This is a genomic window from Peribacillus sp. NPDC097198 (assembly GCF_044762055.1).
Classification (GTDB): Bacteria; Bacillota; Bacilli; order Bacillales; family DSM-1321; genus Peribacillus.
Window position 1 is genome coordinate 105,589 of the sequence record NZ_JBIWDO010000006.1, and the last position, 24,145, is coordinate 129,733.

Below are 24,145 nucleotides of genomic sequence, written 5' to 3' on the forward strand. Positions count from 1 at the left end.
ATTAAAACACCTCTGTTAAACAGAGTTTACAATGAGATTAAGTTTTAATACAAAATATTATATTCCCTAGGGTATAACAAAATAAGCCCCTGCCGAGTTTGGAAATCCATCCAAAGAGACAGGAGCCCTATCATTATTCATCCATCCGCTTACTTATTGTTCACGCTTTTTATTTTTACCCATAATGAAGACCGGCTCTAGCTCATCTTCCTCATAAAGGAAAGATAACGCCGTAATCGGTACGTGGCCACTGGCGAAAAAGCTCATCGCCATTTGTGCGAGTACATCATAGCCAGTATCATTTTGCACATCGGCAATGATGATGACATCTTGATGAGGAATGGCCACTGCCATGGTCCCCGATATCTTTTCCTTCATTTCACGAAGCCATGATTCATTAAGAATCCGGCTCGCATCATAGCCATCATTTGTATTCAAGAAATAAAAGGTGTTCCCCGCTACGATATCCGACTTCAATTTAGTCGAGAGGGAGCGGACGTTGAAACGGGCAATCTCCCGGATCCTATCTCCCTGCCAGTCTTCACGCTTGAGCATTTTCTCATCGATCAAACGGTAGGTCTTGCCCAAATCCAACGCATAAAAGACACGTGTCTCCGCCGTATGGTCGTCGAACAAGAAGGGATTGCCCTCTTCTGCCTCCATTGGAAATGAAGTCGATCGGATTACAGGAAAAATGAATTTCTCCTTGCCCTCCATGCTATGTTCTTCCCCCATTACATTCAGTGCCTCATCTACGTAATAGATGACTTCATCAATGGCTTTTTCTTGGATATTTTCGTAATTTGCAAGCACCGGTGGAAGTTCAACCGTGATGCCTTTACCGGTCTTTATATTTTCGATCCGTAACGTGTCCTTCTGGCTATCGAATTTGAACGTACGATTTTCATCCGCTAAGCGTTCTTTTAATATGTTCTTCAGCTTTATGCTATCCATTTTCATGGCTGACCCTCCTATCCATTGAAAAATCCCCTAAAGAAGGGGACCTTTCATTATAATGATGAAATGAATTCTTCAATCTGTTCTTGTGTTTTACGGTCCCTGCTCACATATCTGCCTAGCTCTTTACCGTTTTCATATCCGATGAAGCTAGGAATTCCAAAAACATCATTAGCAGCACATACATCGATGAATTTATCGCGATCTACATGAATGAACGTGAATTCAGGGAACTTCGCTTCTATTTCCGGTAGGATTGGTTCAATCACTCGGCAATCGCCACACCATGTTGCCGAGAAAAGGAAAATATGTTTTCCTTCATTTTTTAATGCATCGTATTGTTCAACAGTTTGTAAGTTTTCCATCTTATTATTCCTCCAGCTCTTATGAAATCCATCTAGTTATTTTATAATTCCATCATACCAGACTCCGCTTCAATCAACCATCAATACGGATTGTAATAGAGAGCACAAAAGGTCCGGTATGGGTACGCCGGACCTTCTTTCACCTCTGTGGAACGGAAGAAACGATTTCCATCATTTTCTCCGCCTCATCCTTTAAATCCTCTTTCCCCGTCTCGGTTGTGAGCTTGACCCCGCCGCTTCCTACGGAAAGCTCATATTTCTCTTCCGATAATTCCATGATGGAAATAAAACCGAACTTATCATCATTCTGAAAGGATTCCAGTGTCAAATAATGAGTTTTCTGCTCCTTTGCCGTCAAAAATAATTGCGAGCTTTCGCTGTTTTCATTTGGATTGACAAATAATATATAAGCCTGTTGACCACTTTTCAGGATCAAGTTATTCTCATGTTCCTCTTCTATCTTGAAATTTTTAGGCAGATACACCTTTATAAGCCCCACTTTTGTATTCGGTTGCGGCGCTTCATCCCGAAAAGCGGAAACCGTTGCTGTCACGGCCTTATCCACCTGCCTTTCAATGCCTGAACAACCGACTGCCAGGATGCTCATCAAAAAGACGATCAGAATTTTTTTTTGGGGTGGGACCTTCAAGAATTCCCCCTCCTTTTCAACAATCTACCGTTACCCTCTTGTCTTTACTTATATCCTAATTTATGAAATCCATCCATTTTCTTAAAACATGATACAATGTAAGCAAATTAGATAATAAGGAGGATCATCATGAAAGTAACGGTTTACCTGGCTGGAGAAATCCATTCAAATTGGAGAAGTGAATTAAAAGAGAAGGCGGCCGCTTTAAAGCTTCCTTTAGAATTTGTCGGCCCAATGGAAAATCATGAACGCTCCGATAATATCGGGGAAGATATTCTGGGGAAACAGCCGACCCCCGTTTTAAAGGATATGGCAGCTTCTCAAATCAATAATTTGCGTACGGGTCTTTTGATGAAGCAAGCTGACCTTGTCGTTGCCCTATTTGGAGAGAAATATAAGCAGTGGAATACTGCCATGGATGCAAGCACCGCGGTCTCACTTGGCAAACCACTTATCTTGATCCGCCCAGAATCCCATCACCACGCGCTAAAAGAATTATCTGAAAAAGCAAGCGTCACAGTCGAATCGGTGAACCAAGCCTTAAAAGTCCTTTCTTATATATTCGAAGATGGAAAATGAATGAAGTTAAAGGCACTCTTATGGAGTGCTTTTTACATGTATAAAAAAAGCTTGTAGGACACAGTCTTTGCCTACAAGCCCATCCTTTATCTCTTAATAGGGATCCATATCTCGGAGTAATAATCTGCGGCTGAAGCATCATCTTCAACGTACACTTCCATTTCCGGTGTTCCTGCATGTTCATGTCCGCTTGCCGGAAACCATTCGGAAAAGATGTGTTTCCAAACCTTTTGCATCGCCTCGGGCATCGGTCCACTGACCTCGAACACAACCCACTTGGATGCAGGTATCGTCAAGCCAGAATAATCTTTTGGGACGCTTCCGTCATACTCCGTGGCCACCCAATAATCGATTGAATTCCGCTCATCTTCAGGGGAATCGACACATATCCCTAGCAACCCTTTGATTCGGCCGTTATTCAATTTTCCTAACCGATTGCTGGTACCATCCGAGTTCACTTCGTCCCAAAGCTTCGGGATTCCTATCAGATTTTCTTCGTTCTCTAGTGAAAACTCCCGCTTGATACCGACCACTCGAAAAGAATCTCTTTCCACGATATTATACTTCATCGGTTCCGCCCCTTTTAGAAGCACCTGGATAACCAGGCGTTCATAGAATGTCAGCTTTCCCATATACTTTCGGGCTTCGCTAGGAGGTACTCCATGCTGACGCCGAAAGGCTTTTGAAAAAGCCTCGGGAGTGTCATAGCCATATTTATAGGCTACATCAATGACCTTGCCATTGGTGCTTACAAGTTCCTGGGCAGCCAATGTCAATCTACGGCGCCTGATGTATTCTCCAACGGAAATGTCCGTCAAGATGGTGAACGTCCGCTGAAAATGAAAGGCTGATGCATTCGCCTGACTAGAAATGTTCTCGATGGTCATGTCGTCGATTAAATGCTCCTCTATATAGTCAAGGGCCTTCTGAATGGATTCTACCCACCCCATATGGCTTTCCCCTCCCTTGTTTTCTATATTATCAGCACCGATGTCCTAAATCCTGTCTGTTTCTGCTTTGTTCTGACAGTCTCTTTTATTGATGGTTTTTCTTATATTCATACTGCCCCGCAAGCATTTCCATGATATTTCCGAACATATCGGCACGGGTAATCCGTTCATTCGTAAATACCCCGATAGCCCCTTCTTTCTTGCGGATATTCGCTTTCTTGGTGAAATCGTCCATAATCGGACCGAGCTCTTCCCCGTTTTCCAAGCGATCCGCAATCATTCCGGGGAGGGGAATTCTCGCGCCTCCGGCAATGAAGATATCGCCATCCTTCGTGGCCATTGCCCCCCAGTTGCATACGAATAAGCCGCGTTCCATTTTAACCACGCCACCTTCGAGACCGATTCCGATATCGGCCCCCTTTTCAAGCAAGCAATTTCTGGCCCGGTTCACAGCCCCGTTCATGGTCTCTTCATCTGAAAATGGTTGTTCCGAAACCCCACTTTCCACCTGTAGCGAGATGACTTCTGCTTCTTTATAGATGTTAATCACGGCCTGCACTTTCGCCGGGTTTGTACTGCCTACTACAATTTTCATATGTATGCCCTTCCCTCTATGCAAAAAAAGCTGATGGAAGGGTGTCCCCTCCATTTCAGCTTTCATTATCATCCGTTATTCTTCAATGTCTCAAATGTCGTTTTATCGCAAGCGCGGACCAACTTCCCAATCAATTCACGGGCAGCCGCATAATCATCAATATGGATCATCGATGCATGGGTATGAATGTAACGTGAGCAAATCCCAATCACGCCGCTCGGAATCCCATCATTGGCAATGTGGACCTTTCCTGCATCCGTTCCGCCTTGAGAAACAAAATATTGATAAGGAATATCATTGGATTCGGCCGTATCGAGGATGAATTCCCTCATTCCGCGATGTGTGACCATCGTCCGGTCTAAAATACGCAATAATGCACCTTTACCCAGCTGTCCAAATTCACTTTTATTGCCGGACATATCATTTGCCGGGCTTGCATCCAAGGCGAAGAAGATATCCGGTTTGATCATATGTGCAGCCGTTTGGGCACCCCGTAATCCCACTTCTTCCTGAACCGTCGCACCCGAATATAAAATATTCTGTAATTTTTCATCCTTCAAATCCTTCAATAGTTCAATCGCAAGACCGCAACCATAGCGATTATCCCATGCTTTAGCAAGGATTTTCTTTTCATTGGCCATCGGCGTGAAAGGGCAAATCGGAACAATCTGCTGACCAGGCTTAACCCCGATCCGCTTCACATCCTCCTGGTCATCCGCACCGATATCTATCAACATATTCTTGATATCCATAGGTTTCGAACGCTGCGATTCATCAAGCAAATGCGGAGGAATGGAACCAATGACCCCGATTACCGGCCCGTTGTCCGTAATAATTTCCACTCGTTGTGCCAAAAGAACCTGACTCCACCAACCTCCAAGTGTTTGGAAGCGGATCATGCCATTTTCCGTAACAGAAGTGACCATGAAGCCCACTTCGTCCATATGTCCAGCCACCATTACAGTTGGGCCTTCTTCATTTCCTCTTTTTACGCCAAAGATACTTCCAAGGCGGTCCTGAACGATTTCATCTGAATATTTTTCAAGCTCACTTCTCATAAAATTACGCACGGCATGCTCATTTCCTGAAGCCCCTGGTAATTCCGTCAATGTTTTAAATAGTGTTAAAGTCTCTTGATCCATATCTCTACCCCTTAACTACTTTTATTTCCTATCTATTTTACCTAACTTAGACGATAGTTACCACCTAGCATGTTTTAATTTATCAGTAAATGGGTAAAATTTCAAATCGTTAGTCAAAGAAAGACTTCTTATGTATACTAGATAGAGTGAGTAATAAAAAGCAATGGAGGAGAAATTCATGAATTGGAAAACGTTTCTATTGGGGGCAGCAGCCGGCTTCGCTACAGGCTATGCTACAAAACAAATTTTGAATCAAACAAATACGCCTTCTCCTGACAAAGTATTGGCGCAGGTGAAGGAAACAGTCAGAAAAGATGGAAGTATATATGGATCTTGGATTTTAATGAAACCCGAAACCTATCAAAAAAATGATTTGGACTACCAAGTATATAAAGGCGGCATCACTAGAAATACCGATGGTAACCGCGAACAATTTGAATTCATTGCAGATGCTACTACCGGGACGATATTGGAATTGAATGCACAACATGATTGAACAAAAAAAGGAGGCGACCCAAATCGCCTCCTTTTTCTATGACTTACCGTTTCCGTTTCACTTCATCCTTTACCTCTTTACCCGTTTCATCCCACTTGATGGCACAATACTGGGCATCATGATAAAAGCTGTACCAGGCCCCGTTCTCCAGACCATATTTCATCCACTTTTCCTTTGCCGAGATCGAAGTCATTGGGTAGTCGTCATAAGCCAGTACCCACAGGACATTCGCATGGGCGTGCGTTGGCATGATATCGGCTAAATGGATCAGCTTGTCCTTACCGTCTTCAACCAGGATGATGGCATGTCCATCACTATGTCCGCCGGTATGAATCATTTTAATGCCTTCCGTGATTTCACGTTCTCCTTCAAAAGGACGGACAAGGTGGGCAATCGCCTCCCAGTTTTCCTTCCAGTATGTACTTTTTGAGCGGATATTGGGTTGCTGCATTTCATCCCATTCGATTTGGGTCGTGATGATTTCGGCACGTTCGAAAACCGGGACCAGTGAATCTCCTTCAGGCTTAGTCAACCCACAGGCATGGTCGAAATGTAGGTGGGTCATTAGAATGTAATCGATTTCATTTGGTTTGATCCCGAGCCGGCCTAAATCCTCAATGAGCCCGGACTCGTCCGTCACGCCAAAATTCCGTTTCTGTTTGTCGTTCAGCTTTCCATTCCCGATCCCGGAGTCTATCAACATATTTAATCCGTTAACTTGAACGAGTATCGGATCTGTCCGCAATTCAATCTGGTTATTTTCATTGACCGGGTATTTCTTGGACCACAGTGGTTTCGGTACGACACCGAACATCGCTCCACCATCCAGGTGGGTCACGCCACCATTCAGCCATGTTAATTTGATTTCCCCTATTTGTAAAGTTTCCATTTTATCCCCTCCTCACCCTTCAGTTTAACATCTGCTCCCATTTATTGAAATTGATAACATGTAACTCTTTCCCAGAAAAAAACAAGACACCTAAAAGGTGCCCCTACTTTCCAGCCGGTATATAAAGATGTTGATAGTGATTCCGAAGTTTATGCTTTTGAATCTTACCGGTTGACGTCATCGGTAATTGATCGACCACGATGACTTCCTTAGGAACTTGGAAGGTTCCTAGATTCTCTTTACAATGTGTGATGATTTCTTCTTTCGTAATGGTAACGTTCGGTTTGGGAACGACGAATGCGGTCACAGCTTCTATCCACCTTTCATGCGGCAGACCGATAACCACAGCATTGAGCACCTTTTCGTGCAAGGCTAGAATCTGCTCTACCTGGATCGAAGCCACATTTTCGCCACCGGATTTAATGATATCTTTTTTCCTGTCGACAAAGACGAGCAATCCGTCTTCATCAAAATAGCCCAAGTCGCCAGTATGATGCCATCCGAACCGCTTGCTTTTTTCCGTCTCCTCCGGATTATTCAAATAGCCGATCATGACATTCGGACCCCTATGAACAATTTCTCCGATTTCTCCTTTTTCCAACGTCCGCCCTTCTTCGTCCATTATGGCGGTGTCATTGATGATTCCCGTCCCACCCCAGTAAGGGCCATGCTTCCTTAGTTGATCTTCCGGCTCGAACATGCAAGTTCCCGGGTACACTTCCGTTTGTCCAGAAGCCAGTGCGAATTCCGCCCCTATCTCCTTCATCCCTTTTTCAAGGGTGACCCGGTCCATGGGAGCCATCGCATATAAGCAGAAGCGTAAGGAGGTTAAATCATAATGTTTAAAATTCGGATGATAGAGAATCGCTTTATAGATCATGGGAAGACCGAACATCCAAGTTACCTTTTCCTTCTCTACCGTTCTCATGAAGGATTCCGGTTCAAATCCCGGCAAAATGACCAGCGTGGCACCTACATTGAAAAAGGAAACGGCCAAGGTATGCTGGGCACAATGGAAGAGAGGCATGATGACACTGGCTATATCGTCCCGCTTCATACTGGAACCAATAATATTGGACAAGCTGGCGATATAAATCGATAGATGGGAAATCATCACCCCTTTAGGCATGCCCGTCGTCCCGCTCGTGAACATAATTTGGGCCAAGTCCCGATCCTCAATATGGACCTCTGGTTCTTGCTTACTGGAGAGCCGATACGCTTCCTCCAGGCGTTCAACTGGAGAGACATTTTTCCCAATGATCAACAGTTCCGGACAAAGACTTTTCAATTCTTCCTTTTTTCCTTGTAGAAAAATTTCATCGACAATGACTAACTTCGAATCTACCTCTGAAAGAATATAACTCTTTTCATGAAAGGATACGCCTGGATTAAGCGGCACCCACACTAGACCCGCCTTAGCGATGCCGAAAAAGACGATAATGAATGAGACGGAATTCCCGCAGATTGTCGCGACCGCATCTCCCTTTTCCAGGCCGGAATCAAGCAAATAGTTGGCAAAGCGGTTCACCTCATCGTTCAGCTCCCGATAACTCCATTGTTTATCCCCTTCTATGACCGCCACCTTGTTTGGAAACCTTCCTGTTGTCCTGCGTAATATATCCCCAACAGCCAGCCGGTTCATCGCGGTAATCTCACTCATGCTTTTCCCTCCTTAGTTTTAAAGTGATACAGACGAGACATTCTACTTCTGCCTCGTCTGTATAGGGTTAGCTCAACATCGTACCATGCTTCTTATTTGGAAGCGGGAACTCTTTATTCTCGAACACCTCATAACGGGAAATGAGTTCTTTTCGCAAGTCCCCCGGGATAATCAAGTCATCGACAAGCATGTCGCCTGCTAGTTTATAAATATCATAGCTTTCACGATATTGATCACGCAGTGCCTTGACAAATTCAGCCTTTTGCTTTGGATCAGGAATTTGACTCAACTGATTATAATAAACGGCGTTAATGGCTGCTTCAGGTCCCATGATTGCTACCTCAGCCGAAGGAAGCGCAATGGTCGTATCCGGTTCGTATGCAGGACCTGCCATTGCATAAATCCCCGCCCCATAGGCTTTACGTACGATTACGCACAGCTTTGGAACATTGGCCACGGATGTGGCGTATATGAAATTCCTCCCTTTTCGTAAAATGCCCTGTTCCTCGACCTGTGTACCGACCATGAAACCAGGAGTATCACACAAGTAAAGCAAGGGAATCCCATAGGCATCGCAGAGCCACACGAAGTTTGCCCCTTTATCGGAGGAATCAGGAAAGATGGCGCCTCCTTTGACCGTCGGTTGATTGGCAATGATGCCGACAACGCGTCCATCGATTCGTGCAAAACCTGTTACAAGCTCTTTCGCATAACTTTTTTTCACTTCAAGGAAGCTCTCACCATCAACAATGCTCTCGATTAGTTCGTGGACATCATAGGGCTGGTTCGGCTCTTTCGGAATGATATTATCAATATTCATTGGATCACGAGTCGGCGGGACGGGAGGTGCACTAGGTGGCTTGCCTTCGAAACTATCCGGGAGGTAGCTTAATAGTTTTTTGACGACTTCGGCAGCCTCTTCTTCCGTTTGGACAACAAAATCGACGCTTCCACTTTTTTCTGCATGCATTTTTGCCCCGCCTAGTTGTTCGATGTCGACTTTTTGACCTGTCGCCATCTGTACCATCCGTGGTGAAGCAATCGCCATGCCGGCTTTTCCTTCAAGCATGACGACGAAATCACAGAAGACCGGCATATATGCTGTACCAGCGAAGCAAGGCCCATACATCACTCCAATTTGCGGAATCCTTCCTGACATGATGCTGTGATTATAGAAAATCTTCCCGCCTGAATATTTATCGGAATGATAGCCACCGCCTTCATCAATCCGGCCTCCTGAGGAATCGATCATATAGACGATCGGGCGTTTACTTTTGATGGCGGCCTCTTGCATACGCAGGATTTTTTCCCCATGATAGCGGCCAATCGAACCCGCTTTGACGGTATAGTCACTTGCTGTGAAATATACGAGTCTATCATTGATTTTACCGGCTCCCGTGACGACTCCATCAGCTGGCAGGTCCTTTTTCGTCGCGTTGGCAAATGTCCCCGTTTCATACGTGGGTTCTCCGTTGTCAAAATATAACTTCAAGCGGTCACGGACGAACATTTTCCCAAGCGTCTTGATTTTCTCATGATTCTTCGGAGATCCCCCTTTATGAATTCGCTCGAGCTCACTCGTAATCTTCTGCAATCTTTCTGAATTCTCACTGCCCTTTTCAATAACCTTTTGATCTTGATCCATCTCGGTCCTCACCCTTTTCAATAGATTTATCGTTCTGACTAAACTAATTTCCCTCTATTTTATTTATGGATAAACACCGGCTGTTTTTTCTCGATAAAGGCCTGTACACCTGTCTTAACATCTTCTGTCTGGAACACTTCGCCAAAGTATTTTGCCTCAATCAGCAAACCTTCTTCCAACGTCGTTTTCATTCCTTCATCGATCGTTTTCTTGATTCTTGAAACCGCTTGGAAGGAATAGCCCGCTATTTCCTCAGCTAACTCTATCGCCGCTGCCAAGCCCTTTCCGGTCGGGACCACTTTATTCACCAATCCGATTCGTTCTGCTTCCTCCGCCGTAACGGCTCTTCCCGTTAAAATTAGCTCTTTTGCCCTTCCTTCTCCGATCAGCCTTGGTAGACGCTGTGTCCCGCCAGCCCCCGGAAATAGACCCAACTTCACTTCAGGGAGACCAATGATGGAATGTTCTTCTGCAATTCGGATATCACAGCAGAGGGCCAACTCGCATCCCCCTCCTAGGGCCAATCCATCAATGGCCGCTATGACCGGTTTTGCAATGTTATCGATTTTATTAAATGGCTCTTGCATATCACGGGCACGGGCTTCATTGAATGCCACACCCTGGCCGACCAATTTAGGGAATTCCTTTATGTTCCCTCCGGCAACAAAGGCCTTGTCTCCTTTGCCTGACAATACAATGGCCCGAACTTCGTCATCTTCAGCTAAACGATCGAATACCTGGTTTAAGCCAATGACAACATTTTCGCCAATCACATTGACCGGCGGGTTATCAATATAAACTACCGCTATGCCCCTGTCTTTTTCATAGGAAACGATCTCTTTCATCACGATAGAACCTCCTGTTTCTTCGCCATCAGGATTTTCATCGTCGAAACGCCCACCACATCTCCATTTTGTTTTTTCACCTTTTGTTTCGCCGTAATGACGCCCATTCCATCGTCCCGATCTTTTAATTCCAAAATGGAAATCTCTACAGAGATCGTGTCCCCGATAAAGGTCGGATTCGTAAAACGTAATTTATCGATCCCGTAAAAGGCGACGACCCTTCCAGGTTCGAATGCAGAAAGGCCAGATGCAATCGAGCATACCAGCATCCCATGGGCAATTCTCTGTCCAAATGGCGAATACTTTTCGGCATACTCCTTATCTGTGTGAAGCGAGTAAAAATCCCCGCTTAACCCGGCAAAATTCACGATATCCGTTTCTGTGATTGTACGGCCTTTCGAAGTCCAGACCTCTCCGACTTCATACTCATCAAAATATTTATTAAACATCCTTACACCCTCTTTTCCGTTTCGTATGGTTTAGATAGAGCACGTTTCAATACTTTCCCTGTCGCATTTCTCGGCAGTTCATCCAATAGCTCTATTTCCTTTGGCATCTTGAATCGTGCTAATCTGCCATCACAATACTCTCGGATATCGTCTAACTTAATTGTCTGACGTGGGCTGTTTAAGACGATATAGGCCTTGATCACTTCGCCCCATTTTTCATTAGGGATGCCAATGACGGCAACTTCCTTCACATTTGGCATCCTGACAAGCACTTGTTCAACTTCGATCGGATAAATGTTTTCCCCGCCGCTAATTATCATGTCTTTTTTCCGATCGACAATATAGATGTAGCCTTCATCATCGATTTTTGCGAGGTCGCCAGTATAAAACCAGCCGGATCGAAGTGCTTCCTTGGTTGCTTCCGGTTTATTCCAATAACCGACCGTTACGTTTGGACCCTTGATGGCTAGTTCACCCACTTGGCCAATAGGCACTTCCCTGTCTGTCGGATCAACAATCTTGACACCGACATGGATGGGTGGTTTTCCGACCGACCCGATTTTACGTATCGTATCTTCCTCTTTCAATATACTGACGATAGGCGCCGTCTCGGTCATCCCGAACCCTTCCATGAATGGAATGCCTTTACCCTTGAAATATTCGATGACCGGAAGTGGGCATGGCGCCCCTCCAGAACATGCCAAACGGAGAGAGCTTAAATCATAATCCTCGATTCTTGAATCATGCATGACCAACTGCCACATCGATGGGACCATGAACACGGTCGAAACCTTCTCCTTTTCAATCCATTCTAGCGTCGATTGAGGGGTGAACAAGTCAAGCAGCACGACAGTACCGCCCAAATACATCATTTGTGTTGTGGAAATTCCGAGCCCACCAATATGGAACAACGGGGCAACCGTCAATGTAATGTCCTCGGCTGTCACCGGCAAGAGGTAAAGCCCATTCATGATGTTCGCTAGTGTATTGCCATGTGTCAAAATCGCTCCTTTGGGCTTGCCTGTCGTTCCGGATGTATACATAAGCATCAAGTAATCATCCGCATTCAGCTCAAAACCAGTCTCCGAGGATGGGTACTCACCAATCAATTTTTCATAGGGAGAGGATTCACGATCACCTCCTGGATTCACTTCAATGAATTGGAGGTGTGTTTCGTTCTTTTCCTTTAGCTCTTCTATGATGAACTGGAGACGCACATCGTAAATGAAGACTGAACTGCTCGAATCCTTAACGATATAATCTACTTCCGGTGCACTGAGGCGGATATTGATTGGTACGAATATCGCTCCGATTTTTGCACAGGCGAAAAGTGTTTCCAAAAATTCATTTGTGTTTAACAGCAGGACATTGACCCTGTCGCCTTTCCTCACACCCTGATCCAAAAGGGCATGTGACAAACGGTTGACCCGATTGTTCAACTGCATATAGGTCAATCGCAGGTTTCCATAAACTATTGCTGTTTTATTCGGTATATTTTCACTATGATGGGTTAACCAATAACCTACATTAGCACTCATATCCAGCCACCTCATTTTTAAAAATACCAAGGGCCATTATTAATAGAGACTTATGTTAAAACCCATCTGTAATTTTCAAGCGTTTCGATAAAATCTCGCGCATGATTTGTGTTGTCCCCCCACCAATTGGCTGAAGCCGGGCATCCCGCCAGTACCTCTGTATCGGGTATTCCATCATATATCCGTTTCCACCGTGAATTTGAAGGGCCTCATCACAGACCCGATTCACCATTTCAGCAGCATACGCCTTCGCCATCGTAGCTTCGGTCGTTACGTTGACCCCCTTGCCGTACTGTTCAACGGCCCGGTACGTAATGTTCTTTGCCTTTTCAATATCGACAGCCATATCGACGAGCTTATGGCGCAGTACTTGAAACTGCAGGATTGAATCTCCGAATTGCTTGCGATCCCTTGCATATTGAACCGTTTCTTCCAACACCTTCTCCGCAAGCGCCACGCTCGTGAACGCCATCGTCAACCGCTCCCACTGGAAATTGACCATGATTTTCTTAAACCCTTCATTTTCCTCACCAATCATGTTTTCGACCGGTATTTTCATATTTTCAAAATACAGCTCACCCGTATCGGAACTGCGCCAGCCTAATTTATCGAGCTTCTTGCCAACGGAAAAACCTTCCCAGGCCGTCTCGACAATGAATAAAGACAGACTCATATGTGGCAGGCTGTCAGCCGTTTTCGCAGCGACAATGATGAAATCCGCATTCACTCCATTCGTGATGAAGGTTTTGGATCCATTCAAGATGTAATGGTCCCCTTCTCTCACAGCTTTAGTGGCAATGGATGATACATCACTTCCCGCACCGGGCTCCGTAATGCCGAGTGCGGCAATCTTCTCTCCCTTGATTGCCGGGACCAAATATTTTTCTTTTTGTTCATGGGACCCAAAACGCCATATCGGTGTGGTCGCAATCCCGATATGCGCACCAATGGCCGCACCGGTCCCGCCCGCACCGCATTTAGACAGTTCCTCCAAAAACACCATCTCTGTCACTAAATCCAAACCGAGTCCACCATATTCTTCAGGATATTTAATCCCTAAAAACCCGAGTTCAGCCATTCGTTCAAATAAGACGCGAGGCGTTTCCCCTGCTTCTTCATATTGTTCAACGTAAGGGGTGACCTCCTTTTCAATGAACTTGCGTACCGATTTCCGAAAGATCTTATGCTCTTCTGTAAAAATCCAATGGCTCATCGTCTGACCACCTCCTTGTATTCTTCCAAGCCCATTGTTTTTGCTATGATTTCTTTCATGATTTCATCGGTTCCGCCGCCAATCCTATATAATCTGGTGTCTCTCCAGATCCGTTGAATGGGATATTCCATCATATAGCCATTGCCGCCAAAAATCTGAAGGGCACGATCGGCGACCCAATGAGCCATTTTCGCCGCTGCCAATTTAGCCATGGAGATTTCCTTTGCCGGAATCTCGCCTCGACCGAAGCGGTATGCCGTTGCATAGGTCATCTCCTTCACGACCTCAATCTCCGTCTTCATTTCTGTCAATAAATGGCTGATCACTTGGAAATTGGCGATTTCCTGATAAAATTGCTTTCTTGTTCTTGCATAATCACGTGCCAGCTCATATGCATAATCGGCCATCCCTACTGATCCCGCAGCTCCAATCAGCCGTTCGCCCTGTAGTTCCCACATAATCTGCATGAAACCTTTCCCCTCGACGCCCAGAAGGTTCGTATATGGTACACGTACGTCTTCAAATACAAGCTCTGCTGTATCCGAAGAACGCATCCCGAGTTTATCCAGCTTCTTTGCTACGGTTACACCGGGAAGGTCCAAATCCACTAGAATCATCGAAATCCCTTTATGTCCAGGTGCATCTGACGTCCTTACGACAAGCGTGATGAAATCAGCGCGCGTACCATTCGTAATGAAGGTTTTTGCACCGTTGATGATCCATGTGTCCCCATCACGGCGCGCCCGCGTTTCAATCGAGGCGACATCCGAACCATGATTTGGCTCGGAAATCCCGATAGCCGCAATTTTTTCACCTCGGATGGCGGGTTTTAAATAGGTTTCCTTCTGTTCATCGGTGCCGAATTCCAATATCGGCGGTGTCGCCATATCAGTTTGGACCGCAATCGCCATCGGAAAGCCACCCACGCCGCTGCGGGCCATTTCTTCGGCAAAAACCACGCCAGCAAAGTAATCCCAACCTTGACCACCGACCTCTTCCGGATAACGAAGACCGAGGTACCCTAAATCCCCCATTCTTTTAAATAGGTCACGAGGAAAAATTCCGTCCTTTTCCCACTCTGCTACGTATGGTGTAATTTCTTTTTCAACAAACTTTCGAACCGTCTTCCTTAGTTCGTGATGTTCGTCAGTAAAATATGGTTCATAGCTCATTTCTTCACACCCCAACCTTTAATAGTTTGCTAGCCAATTCTTCCGGGACTTCAATCGGGAAACGCAAGATATTGGAACCGAAACATTTCCCCAAGTTGTCGATTCTAAGCGATGACGATCCGCCGCCGCCCAATGCTTCATGGCAAACGAAATTCAAGGCGGAGATATTTGGCATCTCATAACGGATGACTTCCCCTTTCACAAGCTCTGTAAAGAACTCCTTCACCGCCTGGGACGTCATTTGTTCTTTAAGATACGGATACAGTTCCTCACTATTGGCAAAGACACCGATATTGACTGTATTGCCTTTATCTCCTGAGCGGGCATGTGCGATGAGATTAAGAGTCACTTTTGGCATACGCTTCAACCTCCTTGATCGATACCGAAATATTTGCTTCCACCCATTCCCGATCAATCAGCGTCGACCACATGCCAAGCAACTGTCTGGTTGGGATATTGCCTACTGCCGACAATGTCGGCGGACCATTCAAGGCAAGCGGGGGAATCAACCTGCGGAAACCGTCTGCCACCCGTTTATCCTGGGCTTTGACAACAATCCGCACATACAATTCATTAATATCCTCCTGCGGTAACTTAGCAAGTGGGCCATGAAGCGAATTGTAACCGACGAAATCAGTGCGAATTTCGTCGAAAGGAAGTCCCCTCTGCTCTAGCTGGTTACGGATGATTCGGTCTGCACTTTTCGCTTTTTCGAATGCATCGGGCCACGAATAGCCAATGAGTGCCTGACCCATGTAACCGTTTTCAAATCCCATTACAGCTTTTAACGTTTTCGGGCTTTCCTTCCCCTTCACTCCCTTCACCTTCACTTCATCCTTGCCGACCTGTTCTAGCGTGACGCCTGTGATATCCACCACGACGTCTGGCGTGATATAAGCGGATGGATCGTGGATTTCATACAGCATTTGCTCTTTGACCGTATCCACGGAAACGAGACCACCGCTATCCTTTGGCTTGGTGACGATGAATTCACCGTTTTCATACATCTCGGCTATCGGGTAACCGATATTTTCAAAGTTTTCGATGTCCTGCCACCTGCCACTAAAATTACCGCCAGTCGATTGTGCTGAACACTCTAACAAATGACCCATGAAAATGCCGCTTGCAAGCCTGTTCCAATCATCCTTTTCCCAACCGAATTCATAAATCAAAGGGGCGAGGAACTGCGCGGTATCCGTTGACCTTCCGGAAATGACCACATCCGCCCCTTGCCTTAAGGCCTCCACAAGTGGCTGTGAGCCGATATATGCATTCGCAAACAGTAATTTTTGCTGAACTTCTTTCGTGAATGGCCGGCCTGTTTCCAAATCCTCCAAGTCCATTCCAAGCTCAATTAGTTCATCGATATGTGGCAAAATATTATCACCCGTAATGACTGCGACCTTTAAATCGTTCAGGCCAAGCTCCCTAGCGATACTCAGCACTTCTTCTTGTGCACCGATCGGATTAATACCACCCGCATTCGTCAAGATCTTGATCCCTTTCTCCTTTGCAAGAGGCAACAGCATATTCATAGCGATGCCAATATCTTTCGTATAGCCCGTGTCTTCCCGCTTTTGTTTATCCTTTGCCAAAATGGCCATCGTCAGTTCAGCTAAACAATCAAATGATAGGTAATCTATATCCCCATATTGAACATTCATGAGCGCCCCATTAAACGTATCTCCGTAAAAGCCTTGTGCCGCTCCGACTCGAACCGATTTCATTTTAGCTCCACCCCTTTCAACCTTCATTCGATAATAGCCACAACATCATGTTCCTGGATGAAATCCCCTTCTTGAACGGAAATGGTCTTTACGGTTCCCCCCGTTTCCGCAGTGATCGGGATTTCCATTTTCATGGATTCCAAAATGACGATCGTTTCACCCGCTTCCACCTGTTTCCCTGACTCACTTGTGATTTTCCAAACAGACCCACTCATCGGCGCCGTTACTTTCATCTTCATCCATCTCCTTTTCGTTTTATCTTCCTGTCCAAACCGGTGACCGTTTTTCTATAAAGGCCATGGCTCCTTCTTTCAAATCCTCACTCTGAAAAGACACGATCCGCATCATCGACAATAAATCCATTGATTTTGGCAAATCCACCTGTTCCGTCAAATAGAAGGCCTCCAGACTAAGCCGTACGGCAAGCGGACTATAGGATGCCACCTGTTTTGCCAGCTTCCACGCCTCTTCCTCCAATTGATCATGCGGGACGACTTTGTGGACCAGCTGTAAATCCTTTGCCTCCAATGCCGTATAGGTATTTGCCGTAAGCATCATTTCAAGCAGCTTACGATCGCCAACGGCGCGCCTTACAAGCGGCATGATCACAAAGGGAACAATGCCCAGCTTCAGTTCGGTCAATCCGATTTTCGCTTTATCAGAGGCTACTGCGAGATGGCTCATCGCAACCAACCCGGCTCCCCCTCCAAGGGCCGCTCCATTCACTGCGGCGATAATGGGCGTTTTGACGGTGGAACCTAGTTTAAAGAGCCCTGTACTTTCAATTCCCTCTTCATATAGTTGGGGTGCAGACTTAGTCAAATTCCCCTGAAATCCTCTAATATCCGCTCCAGCTGAAAAAGCTTTACCGGTACCCGTCAATAAAATGGAACGGATATCCTCTTTGTCATCCGCAAAGCGAATGGCCTGGACCAGTTCCTTACACATTTCCATCGACAAGGGATTTCTCATTTCCGGCATGTTTAAACGGATTAACGCTACCTGCTCGGTTTCTTCATAGGTTATCGTCTGATAATTGCTCAATAATTTTCACCTCACCATTTTGATACTTAGTATTAATGCAAGCCTCATGCCAACTTTACGTTTTTTTCTTTTTTAAAATGGAACTTTTGACTGAATCTGCTTACACCACCATTTTTTTATCAATGGGGCAAACCTCCTCCTCCGGATTACTCGTCATGAATGTCGTTCCTTCAGTGAACATTTGTGTTTTTTTCAAACCATCTGTCTTTAAAAGTGGACATTTAATTACATTGTATTTATTGGAATATTTTGTATAATCATAGGTATGAGAAACTTTTAAAAGGAAGAGGGATGTTATGCAGGTCACCAATATCATGACCCATCACTTCATAAGATTGACTCCCGAGACCACCATCCAGAAAGTTTTGGAACTATTTCTAGAACAACGGCAAGATATTGCGTGCGTGTTCAAGGATGGGGAATTCACCGGAATCGTAACCAGGAATTCGATAACACGCTTAATCTTGCAGCGTGCCCAATTAGAGGATTCAATTGAGCGGGCAATCATCAATCCCGTTGTCAGCTTCCTGGAAGATGATAGCGTTTTCAAAGCGAAGGAAGTGCTGTTGCATTCAAATATTGCCCATTCCGTCATCATGAATAGCAAGAAAGAGGTCACTGGCATCTTATCCAGGGCCAGTATCGTCACGGGCCTGATTACCGAGTCGGAGCACCTTGCCAAACGGCTCAGGGTATTAATGAATCATTTAAGTTCGGGTGTCATTTCGGTTAATATGGACGAAAGAATCGACTCATTAAATGAAGCTGCCCAAAACCTCCTAGGAAACCTAAAGAATGATCAGATTCTCGATAAGCCTATTTCTTCTGTCATACCTTCCATATTGCCCACTGTTAAGGAAGCCTTAAAAACCGGAACCGCCTTTGAGACGATGAAAATCGATATCAATCATACGACTCTCATGTATTCTGTTTTGCCACTTAAGGAATGGAATCAAATTATTGGCGCCATGATTGTACTAGAGGACGTGACCAAATATGAAAAGATTGCCAGTGAATTGGAGTCCACGAAGAAAATCGAGCAAACTCTCGACAATGCATTGGAACTTGCCTATGATGCTGTCCTGCTCACAGATTCTGCAGGAATGATTACTAAAGCGAATCAAGGATTTTTGAATATGATTGAAGTGGACTCATCAGCTGAAGTGATTGGCCAACCAATGAGAAAAGTTGCCCCGGAAATCTTCAGGTCCATGGCAAGCCTGGGTGAGGAAACACAAGGAATGTATGTAAATGTTAAGAGGAATAAAGCGATATTGACAAAGAAAACAATGAAGAAAGATGGACGCAGCATCGGGACCATCTTTAAAATCATCTACAAACAACTTGATGCCTGGAAGGAATTATTCGCGCATATGGACAAGCTAGAACATGAACTCAACCATTACCGCAAGGAGTTGAGCAGAGTATCCCAAGTTAACACGACATTTTCCCAACTAGTATCCATCAGTCCCCTCCTCCAGCGCTTAAAACAGGAGGCTTTTACTGCGGCTCAGGGATTTTCCAGCATCCTGATAGTCGGTGAAAGCGGAACCGGAAAGGAATTGCTCGCCAATGGCATCAACCTAGCATCAGGACGGAAAGGCAGTTTCATTAAAATTAATTGTGCGGCGATCCCGGAAGCTCTGCTTGAGTCTGAGTTTTTCGGATATGATGAAGGAGCTTTTTCAGGAGCGTTAAAAGGCGGGAAACCCGGGAAATTCGAGCTTGCGGAAGGTGGCACTCTCTTGCTTGACGAGATTGGTGAAATGCCGCTATCCCTTCAGGTAAAGCTTCTACGCGTATTACAGGAAAAAGAGTATGAGCGCGTCGGCGGCACTAAAACACGCAAATCCGATGTTCGGATTCTCGCATCGACCAACCGGAACCTCCTCCAGCTCATTAAAGAAGGGAAATTTCGGGAAGACCTCTATTACCGGCTCAATGTCATTCAACTCGAAATTCCTCCACTCCGAAAAAGACTGGAAGACATACCGATTTTATGTGAGCATTTCATGCAAAAATTTCAGCGCTATAATCCTAAAGGCGTCATCGGTGTAACGACGGATGCCATTCAGAAGCTACAAAAATATAATTGGCCAGGCAATGTGCGCCAGCTTGAAAATGTGTTAGAACGTGCCTATCACTTTTGTTCAGAAAACTGGATAACCGACTACCATATCCAATTAGAAACCACTACCCCGCAGCCAAACCAAAACACACTAAACCCATCTTATCCAACCAAGACCCTTTTCCCAAAGAAACAAATTGAAGATACCGAAAAAGAAATTTTACTTGAAGCTCTCGCACAAACAAAAGGAAATAAGACAGAAGCTGCACAATTACTTGGCATCAGCCGATCGAACATCTATCAAAAGTTGAAAAGATACGGAGTGATCACTACTTTCCAATAAAGGCTACTCCAAACAAAAAAACCAGACGCCCATCGCCTGGTTTTTTTGCATGTTACCGGTATTTTGCTTCTAAACGGTAGATCACATTGCCTTTACTTGAGAACTTCTCTTCGTATTCCGTCATGATATTGCCTTCGAAATCACTGTTATGCAAATCAAGACTCACATATTTCAACAGCATGCCATACTCGGAAATGCTCTTCAAGGATGACTCGAACAGACCTTGGTTATCCGTTTTAAAGTGGATTTCCCCTTGATCCGGAAGAATGCTTTCATACGTTTCAAGGAAGGTCTTATACGTTAACCGGCGCTTCGCGTGACGCGATTTCGGCCATGGATCGGAAAAATTCAAATAAACGCGGTCCACGTCACCTTTTGCAAAGTAATCTGCTAAATTGGCTGCATCCACGTTCAACAGCTTTAAGTTTGGCACATCCGCTTCAATAAGCAAATCGAGTGCCGCAACGATTACACTTCTATATACTTCAATTCCAATGAAATTCACATCAGGATGGGCTTTTGCCATTTCTGTAATAAAACGGCCTTTTCCCGTGCCTACTTCAATATATAACGGATTATCGTTACCGAATACTTCATGCCATTTACCTTTATGGCTCACTGGCTGCTGAATCACATATTGCGGATATTCATTCAAACGGTCTTCAGCCCAAGGTTTATTTCTTAAACGCATGATGACACCCCTATTTATAATATAATCGTTCAAACCATAACACGAGATTATGGATTCCTGCAAGTTCATTTTCTCGTAATCGGACTGCTCCATTCCCTCATTAAACAAAAAAACTGCCGGCCATCCAGGCGGCAGTCTCTGCGATTATCATGTATAAAACTTTTTGCAACACACACCATAATCAAGAGAACAGCAAAAAAATCTTTAGGGATCCAGTTGATTTCATAATTAGAAAGGAGCGATACTATGCCGCTTTCCCATGAAAACCAATTACATCTGTTAAAAGACATTTTATACAACCAAAACACGGACTGCTGCGGTTCCGTCGCCGAATATGAACAAGTTGAAAGGCTTGTCAAATCATTGATGGTCAATGCCGATATCGATCAAAATGTAAAAACGATACTAAAAGAAATTTACGAATATAGCCAGACAGGCATCGGAGCCTCGGATTCAGAGGCACATATCAATTCCCATCAGGACGATTTGTCCCAATGGATCGATGACATCAATCAATTTAATTAACCGTCCATTAATAGGGATTCTAGTTTCATCAGTAAATCATTTCTTTCCTCGTACCGCTCTCTACTATGATGCCACTGGATGGAAAGCACGAGTTGGGAAACTGTGTGCCATTTCATCCTCATTTCCAATCCCGCATCCAGCTTTTTACCGTAACGGGCTAACCATTGTTCCCATTCGCCGCGTGGCACATAAGAATACAATAGCATGCCAAGATCGATGGCTGGATCACCAATGACCGGAGCATCCCAATCAATTAAAAACAATCCGTCGGTTTCGGTCATAAGCCAATTATTATGGTTCACGTCGCAATGGCACACGACATTCTCATCGCATTCAATCAACAGTAGGTTATTCTCTAGAAATTGAATGGCCTGCTTGATGATCATTAGGTTATTTACCTCTAAAGATAAACCGTTTTCTATGTCTGTAAGTATACTTTCAGGCCGTAAAGGACTTTTACCAAGCCTTTTAAGCATGCTTAATAAAGGGTCGGATTGATGTATTTTCTGAAGCAGTTTGGCAACCCTCTCTTTGGCCATTTCTGCTTGAGTTAGCTCCCTACCTTCCATCCAATGCTGGGCCGTAATCACATCCCCATTTGCGAGGCGTTTTGTCCACACTAACTTTGGAACAATGCCCTCGGCCGAAAGAACAGCTAAAAATGGCGATGAATTTCGTTTCAGGAACAGCTTTTGCCCATCTTTCTCGGCAATGAACGCTTCTCCCGTAGCTCCTCCAGCAGGGGATATATCCCACTCCTGACCTATTAAATGTTCCAACTGGCTCACCTTCGATTTCCTCGCTTAATCATACAAATGTAAGTACGTTCACCTAGTGTATGTAATACCACTACCTAATGTTTATTAAAGAACCCGCCTGTTGGCGTAGCTGCATGTATACGTGCATCGGAACTAATCCCGCAATAAAACATCATTATGATAAGAAAATAAAAAATAGCTATTGAGCAATCTAACAATAGCCATAAATTAAATTTTAGTTGAAATATGGTTTCTTCGTCAAGTACTATAAAACGATTATACCCATAAAACAAGTACAAAGGAATCATTTCGAAAAGGATAAGCATTGACTACCCTTGAACATGACCCGAAATTTCTCCTTCAGGACCCCTACTTCTACCTCATTCATCCCGATATTTTCTCCATCTGCCTGACCTTTGGCGGATCGAAAATTCTAAACGGCTCTCACTTTACCGGAAATAGAGTCCACGTTCTTCATTTACACCTTTCCATCATGCGTTCAGGAAGCACAATCCATGCTTTATAAAGATGGAGATATCATCGACTGTACGTAGCTCGTAGCTCAAGGGAGCTCTTTCCCCATCAGTCCTTAGGCCCTTGAAGGTATGTAAAAATAATTTTTCGATAAAATGAATAGATAAATTAATTTACCCGTTTTTATAAAATTCAACCATTTATTTAAGGGGGGAACGGTTCACTCCATAGGTGATTGCAGACATCATACAAAAAAATAAGAAAGCGATTCATTCGATTAGCCGTTTCTGAACACCTCTTACATAGTCCTTTCCGAACCACCTGGAATGGGGGGCCAGTGGTTGCATAAGGGAATGAATCCGCTCCGTTTATGAGGCGGACTGCTTATGATTCCTGTTGTTGATCGGCATCCCATTCCGGACGTAGGCTTGAAGTCGTTTGGCAATAATCCAAGAGAGCCTGTGCCCCTTTTAGCTGCTGCGCCTTAAGCGGGGAAGATATCGACCGCATCCTGTCAAACCATTCCGGAAAAGTCCGCTTATCCAATAAATCAATATCGTATGGGGTCTCCGGATAATCCATATAGCCATTCCGCGAAAGGACCACTTTCTTTATCGGTAGATTCACTTCATACAATTCAAATAACTGGGAAACAATGCTTCCCATCCGGTTAACGGCCAAGAACGGATTGAGAACTTTTTTGTCCGGGTACTTATGATGGCGCCGTAGCCAAAACCGATCGCTCGATCCGATAAAGGCTGCATCCTCTTCCGCTTCGAGAAAGGTGATGCACCAGACATCCACTGGCGTAAGCAAAATGACATCGACTTCGATCGGAGCATTTTTCAATAGAAAGATAGGTTTATATAAAACAAGAAATGTATCAGGAAAACGCTGCAGGAAAAAGCGGAGTTTTTCTTCTAGAAAGAATGATTGGTCCACATAAGACCTTTCACGAAGCGTCGAGCTGCCCCATTTCATCTGGAAACGAAGTAACTGGTTTAAGAAATTCTGCTTAAGTTCATCCAAGTTTGCTGGATTTGCAGGTACCCTTAACGAAAAGACATTATGATTGATCACGGGATTCGGTATATGAATTTCTTCGGCCTCTTTCTCTTGACCGTCCGACCTTTGGAACAATCCTTTTACTTTATGGAAGAGCCCCTTTGGCTCTTCCTCCGTCGTCGTGCCTTTGAACAGGGTTTGTTCTTCATCCGGTTGACTGTACAGCTGTTCTAGCTCCCCTGCGTGATAGGCGGCCTGCAGTTTATCCCACTGTTGTTTTTTTAACTTTGCAAATTGTGACGGATATCGATAAATATCCTGCTCATACCGGGAAATATAATCCTGTATTTTTATGAGCTGTGCCAT

Annotated in this window: 25 protein-coding genes; 4 read left to right on the top strand and 21 right to left on the bottom strand. The window is 44.7% G+C overall.

What is annotated here, in order from left to right:
- Positions 1–153: 153 nt before the first annotated feature.
- The 3 genes from ACIQXQ_RS12390 to ACIQXQ_RS12400 form a co-directional block, all read right to left on the bottom strand.
- A complete protein-coding gene (locus ACIQXQ_RS12390; protein ID WP_402874971.1) occupies positions 154–954 on the bottom strand; it encodes a DUF1444 domain-containing protein in 801 nt (266 codons plus the stop codon).
- A 56-nt stretch (positions 955–1,010) separates the two neighbouring features.
- Positions 1,011–1,322 carry a thioredoxin family protein gene (locus ACIQXQ_RS12395; RefSeq protein ID WP_402874874.1) on the bottom strand — a complete coding sequence of 104 codons (312 nt, stop codon included), beginning with the start codon at positions 1,320–1,322 and terminating at the stop codon, positions 1,011–1,013.
- A gap of 139 nt (positions 1,323–1,461) precedes the next feature.
- Positions 1,462–1,971 (bottom strand): hypothetical protein, encoded by a 510-nt coding sequence (locus ACIQXQ_RS12400; RefSeq protein WP_402874870.1) that lies wholly within the window; start codon positions 1,969–1,971, stop codon positions 1,462–1,464.
- 129 nt (positions 1,972–2,100) lie between these two features.
- On the opposite strand from ACIQXQ_RS12400, the gene ACIQXQ_RS12405 reads away from it, so the two are divergent.
- The gene (locus tag ACIQXQ_RS12405) at positions 2,101–2,550 is read left to right on the top strand and encodes a YtoQ family protein (RefSeq protein WP_402874867.1); all 450 of its coding nucleotides are present in this window, start codon (positions 2,101–2,103) and stop codon (positions 2,548–2,550) included.
- An 86-nt stretch (positions 2,551–2,636) separates the two neighbouring features.
- Here ACIQXQ_RS12405 and ACIQXQ_RS12410 read toward each other — a convergent pair whose 3' ends face one another.
- From ACIQXQ_RS12410 to ACIQXQ_RS12420, 3 genes are all read right to left on the bottom strand, one after another.
- Positions 2,637–3,500 carry an AraC family transcriptional regulator gene (locus ACIQXQ_RS12410; RefSeq protein ID WP_402957767.1) on the bottom strand — a complete coding sequence of 288 codons (864 nt, stop codon included), beginning with the start codon at positions 3,498–3,500 and terminating at the stop codon, positions 2,637–2,639.
- Positions 3,501–3,585: 85 nt separating this feature from the next.
- The gene (locus tag ACIQXQ_RS12415) at positions 3,586–4,095 is read right to left on the bottom strand and encodes a DUF84 family protein (RefSeq protein WP_402874861.1); all 510 of its coding nucleotides are present in this window, start codon (positions 4,093–4,095) and stop codon (positions 3,586–3,588) included.
- A 68-nt stretch (positions 4,096–4,163) separates the two neighbouring features.
- Positions 4,164–5,237: a M42 family metallopeptidase gene (locus tag ACIQXQ_RS12420; protein ID WP_402874859.1), complete on the bottom strand. Its 1,074-nt coding sequence runs from the start codon at positions 5,235–5,237 to the stop codon at positions 4,164–4,166.
- Positions 5,238–5,415: 178 nt separating this feature from the next.
- On the opposite strand from ACIQXQ_RS12420, the gene ACIQXQ_RS12425 reads away from it, so the two are divergent.
- A complete protein-coding gene (locus tag ACIQXQ_RS12425) occupies positions 5,416–5,733 on the top strand; it encodes a PepSY domain-containing protein (protein ID WP_402874856.1) in 318 nt (105 codons plus the stop codon).
- A gap of 43 nt (positions 5,734–5,776) precedes the next feature.
- On the opposite strand, the gene ACIQXQ_RS12430 is transcribed toward ACIQXQ_RS12425, so the two are convergent.
- The 12 genes from ACIQXQ_RS12430 to ACIQXQ_RS12485 form a co-directional block, all read right to left on the bottom strand.
- Positions 5,777–6,622: a YtnP family quorum-quenching lactonase gene (locus ACIQXQ_RS12430; RefSeq protein ID WP_402957769.1), complete on the bottom strand. Its 846-nt coding sequence runs from the start codon at positions 6,620–6,622 to the stop codon at positions 5,777–5,779.
- A 103-nt stretch (positions 6,623–6,725) separates the two neighbouring features.
- Complete coding sequence (locus ACIQXQ_RS12435) at positions 6,726–8,282, bottom strand: AMP-binding protein (RefSeq protein ID WP_402957771.1); 1,557 nt, start codon at positions 8,280–8,282, stop codon at positions 6,726–6,728.
- 67 nt (positions 8,283–8,349) lie between these two features.
- Positions 8,350–9,927: an acyl-CoA carboxylase subunit beta gene (locus ACIQXQ_RS12440; protein ID WP_402957773.1), complete on the bottom strand. Its 1,578-nt coding sequence runs from the start codon at positions 9,925–9,927 to the stop codon at positions 8,350–8,352.
- A 59-nt stretch (positions 9,928–9,986) separates the two neighbouring features.
- The gene (locus tag ACIQXQ_RS12445; RefSeq protein WP_402874968.1) at positions 9,987–10,778 is read right to left on the bottom strand and encodes an enoyl-CoA hydratase/isomerase family protein; all 792 of its coding nucleotides are present in this window, start codon (positions 10,776–10,778) and stop codon (positions 9,987–9,989) included.
- Complete coding sequence (locus tag ACIQXQ_RS12450) at positions 10,772–11,221, bottom strand: MaoC/PaaZ C-terminal domain-containing protein (RefSeq protein WP_402874844.1); 450 nt, start codon at positions 11,219–11,221, stop codon at positions 10,772–10,774. Before ACIQXQ_RS12450 ends, ACIQXQ_RS12445 begins: the two co-directional genes overlap by 7 nt.
- Positions 11,222–11,223: 2 nt before the next feature.
- A complete protein-coding gene (gene menE, locus ACIQXQ_RS12455) occupies positions 11,224–12,759 on the bottom strand; it encodes an o-succinylbenzoate--CoA ligase (protein ID WP_402874842.1) in 1,536 nt (511 codons plus the stop codon).
- A 55-nt stretch (positions 12,760–12,814) separates the two neighbouring features.
- Positions 12,815–13,972 carry an acyl-CoA dehydrogenase family protein gene (locus ACIQXQ_RS12460; RefSeq protein ID WP_402874840.1) on the bottom strand — a complete coding sequence of 386 codons (1,158 nt, stop codon included), beginning with the start codon at positions 13,970–13,972 and terminating at the stop codon, positions 12,815–12,817.
- Complete coding sequence (locus ACIQXQ_RS12465) at positions 13,969–15,144, bottom strand: acyl-CoA dehydrogenase family protein (RefSeq protein ID WP_402957775.1); 1,176 nt, start codon at positions 15,142–15,144, stop codon at positions 13,969–13,971. The genes ACIQXQ_RS12460 and ACIQXQ_RS12465 overlap by 4 nt, the downstream gene beginning before the upstream one ends.
- Before the next feature lie 4 nt (positions 15,145–15,148).
- Positions 15,149–15,502, bottom strand: a complete 354-nt coding sequence (locus ACIQXQ_RS12470; RefSeq protein WP_402874835.1) for an AtuA-related protein — start codon at positions 15,500–15,502, stop codon at positions 15,149–15,151.
- A complete protein-coding gene (locus tag ACIQXQ_RS12475; RefSeq protein ID WP_402957777.1) occupies positions 15,483–16,871 on the bottom strand; it encodes an acyclic terpene utilization AtuA family protein in 1,389 nt (462 codons plus the stop codon). Before ACIQXQ_RS12475 ends, ACIQXQ_RS12470 begins: the two co-directional genes overlap by 20 nt.
- A gap of 23 nt (positions 16,872–16,894) precedes the next feature.
- A complete protein-coding gene (locus ACIQXQ_RS12480) occupies positions 16,895–17,104 on the bottom strand; it encodes an acetyl-CoA carboxylase biotin carboxyl carrier protein subunit (protein WP_402874831.1) in 210 nt (69 codons plus the stop codon).
- A 22-nt stretch (positions 17,105–17,126) separates the two neighbouring features.
- Complete coding sequence (locus ACIQXQ_RS12485) at positions 17,127–17,915, bottom strand: enoyl-CoA hydratase/isomerase family protein (protein WP_402874830.1); 789 nt, start codon at positions 17,913–17,915, stop codon at positions 17,127–17,129.
- Positions 17,916–18,211: 296 nt separating this feature from the next.
- Between ACIQXQ_RS12485 and ACIQXQ_RS12490 the strand changes: the two genes are divergently transcribed.
- Positions 18,212–20,326 (top strand): sigma 54-interacting transcriptional regulator, encoded by a 2,115-nt coding sequence (locus ACIQXQ_RS12490; protein ID WP_402957779.1) that lies wholly within the window; start codon positions 18,212–18,214, stop codon positions 20,324–20,326.
- A gap of 52 nt (positions 20,327–20,378) precedes the next feature.
- Here ACIQXQ_RS12490 and trmB read toward each other — a convergent pair whose 3' ends face one another.
- The gene (gene trmB / locus ACIQXQ_RS12495) at positions 20,379–21,017 is read right to left on the bottom strand and encodes a tRNA (guanosine(46)-N7)-methyltransferase TrmB (RefSeq protein ID WP_402874824.1); all 639 of its coding nucleotides are present in this window, start codon (positions 21,015–21,017) and stop codon (positions 20,379–20,381) included.
- 246 nt (positions 21,018–21,263) lie between these two features.
- Between trmB and ACIQXQ_RS12500 the strand changes: the two genes are divergently transcribed.
- Positions 21,264–21,542, top strand: a complete 279-nt coding sequence (locus ACIQXQ_RS12500) for a YtzH-like family protein (protein WP_402874821.1) — start codon at positions 21,264–21,266, stop codon at positions 21,540–21,542.
- Here the strand turns inward: ACIQXQ_RS12500 and ACIQXQ_RS12505 are convergent.
- Together ACIQXQ_RS12505 and ACIQXQ_RS12510 are read right to left on the bottom strand one after the other, a co-directional pair.
- Positions 21,539–22,321 carry a phosphotransferase gene (locus tag ACIQXQ_RS12505; RefSeq protein WP_402874818.1) on the bottom strand — a complete coding sequence of 261 codons (783 nt, stop codon included), beginning with the start codon at positions 22,319–22,321 and terminating at the stop codon, positions 21,539–21,541. The two genes, ACIQXQ_RS12500 and ACIQXQ_RS12505, sit on opposite strands and share 4 nt — an antisense overlap.
- 837 nt (positions 22,322–23,158) lie before the next feature.
- A complete protein-coding gene (locus ACIQXQ_RS12510) occupies positions 23,159–24,145 on the bottom strand; it encodes an NERD domain-containing protein (RefSeq protein WP_402957781.1) in 987 nt (328 codons plus the stop codon).

Excerpts from the sequence above, each read along its gene's own strand:
- menE (WP_402874842.1), bottom strand. The coding sequence starts at position 12,759 with ATGAGTGCTAATGTAGGTTATTGGTTAACCCATCATAGTGAAAATATA.
- ACIQXQ_RS12475 (WP_402957777.1), bottom strand. The coding sequence starts at position 16,871 with ATGAAATCGGTTCGAGTCGGAGCGGCACAAGGCTTTTACGGAGATACG.
- ACIQXQ_RS12390 (WP_402874971.1), bottom strand. The coding sequence starts at position 954 with ATGGATAGCATAAAGCTGAAGAACATATTAAAAGAACGCTTAGCGGAT.
- ACIQXQ_RS12430 (WP_402957769.1), bottom strand. The coding sequence starts at position 6,622 with ATGGAAACTTTACAAATAGGGGAAATCAAATTAACATGGCTGAATGGT.
- ACIQXQ_RS12425 (WP_402874856.1), top strand. The coding sequence starts at position 5,416 with ATGAATTGGAAAACGTTTCTATTGGGGGCAGCAGCCGGCTTCGCTACA.
- trmB (WP_402874824.1), bottom strand. The coding sequence starts at position 21,017 with ATGCGTTTAAGAAATAAACCTTGGGCTGAAGACCGTTTGAATGAATAT.
- ACIQXQ_RS12465 (WP_402957775.1), bottom strand. The coding sequence starts at position 15,144 with ATGAGCTATGAACCATATTTTACTGACGAACATCACGAACTAAGGAAG.
- ACIQXQ_RS12395 (WP_402874874.1), bottom strand. The coding sequence starts at position 1,322 with ATGGAAAACTTACAAACTGTTGAACAATACGATGCATTAAAAAATGAA.
- ACIQXQ_RS12450 (WP_402874844.1), bottom strand. The coding sequence starts at position 11,221 with ATGTTTAATAAATATTTTGATGAGTATGAAGTCGGAGAGGTCTGGACT.
- ACIQXQ_RS12490 (WP_402957779.1), top strand. The coding sequence starts at position 18,212 with ATGCAGGTCACCAATATCATGACCCATCACTTCATAAGATTGACTCCC.
- ACIQXQ_RS12510 (WP_402957781.1), bottom strand. The coding sequence starts at position 24,145 with ATGGCACAGCTCATAAAAATACAGGATTATATTTCCCGGTATGAGCAG.
- ACIQXQ_RS12410 (WP_402957767.1), bottom strand. The coding sequence starts at position 3,500 with ATGGGGTGGGTAGAATCCATTCAGAAGGCCCTTGACTATATAGAGGAG.
- ACIQXQ_RS12470 (WP_402874835.1), bottom strand. The coding sequence starts at position 15,502 with ATGCCAAAAGTGACTCTTAATCTCATCGCACATGCCCGCTCAGGAGAT.
- ACIQXQ_RS12435 (WP_402957771.1), bottom strand. The coding sequence starts at position 8,282 with ATGAGTGAGATTACCGCGATGAACCGGCTGGCTGTTGGGGATATATTA.
- ACIQXQ_RS12415 (WP_402874861.1), bottom strand. The coding sequence starts at position 4,095 with ATGAAAATTGTAGTAGGCAGTACAAACCCGGCGAAAGTGCAGGCCGTG.
- ACIQXQ_RS12405 (WP_402874867.1), top strand. The coding sequence starts at position 2,101 with ATGAAAGTAACGGTTTACCTGGCTGGAGAAATCCATTCAAATTGGAGA.
- ACIQXQ_RS12500 (WP_402874821.1), top strand. The coding sequence starts at position 21,264 with ATGCCGCTTTCCCATGAAAACCAATTACATCTGTTAAAAGACATTTTA.
- ACIQXQ_RS12420 (WP_402874859.1), bottom strand. The coding sequence starts at position 5,237 with ATGGATCAAGAGACTTTAACACTATTTAAAACATTGACGGAATTACCA.
- ACIQXQ_RS12440 (WP_402957773.1), bottom strand. The coding sequence starts at position 9,927 with ATGGATCAAGATCAAAAGGTTATTGAAAAGGGCAGTGAGAATTCAGAA.
- ACIQXQ_RS12480 (WP_402874831.1), bottom strand. The coding sequence starts at position 17,104 with ATGAAAGTAACGGCGCCGATGAGTGGGTCTGTTTGGAAAATCACAAGT.
- ACIQXQ_RS12460 (WP_402874840.1), bottom strand. The coding sequence starts at position 13,972 with ATGAGCCATTGGATTTTTACAGAAGAGCATAAGATCTTTCGGAAATCG.